The following is a 260-nucleotide window of genomic DNA, read 5'->3' on the forward strand; positions in this document are numbered from 1 at the left end:
AGGTCAGGGGGCTCATGGGCCCCTCTGCGGGGGGAGGGTGGCGGTGGCTACTCGGCCTGGCCGCCGGGCTTGGCCCGACGCCGGTGCTCGAGCACGGCGCCCTGGAAGGCGCGGAACTCGGGCATCCGCATGAAGCGGACCAGGTAGCCGCCGCGGGTCAGCTCGGTGTGGCAGGGCGCGCAAATCAACCAGCCATGCTCGGGCCGGTTGAGCCCGCGATGGAAGAAGTGGTCGAACTCGGCGCCAGCCAGCGGCTGGCC

The 260-nt window shown here is 72.7% G+C and carries 1 protein-coding gene; it reads right to left on the reverse strand.

The window, feature by feature from the left end; translation table 11 throughout:
• Positions 1–47: 47 nt before the first annotated feature.
• Positions 48–260, reverse strand: a 213-nt coding sequence (locus JMJ55_RS30625) for a hypothetical protein (protein WP_202829371.1), incomplete at its 5' end; no start/stop codon positions are given.

This window comes from Belnapia mucosa, assembly GCF_016775475.1.
GTDB classification, from domain to species: domain Bacteria; phylum Pseudomonadota; class Alphaproteobacteria; order Acetobacterales; family Acetobacteraceae; genus Belnapia; species Belnapia mucosa.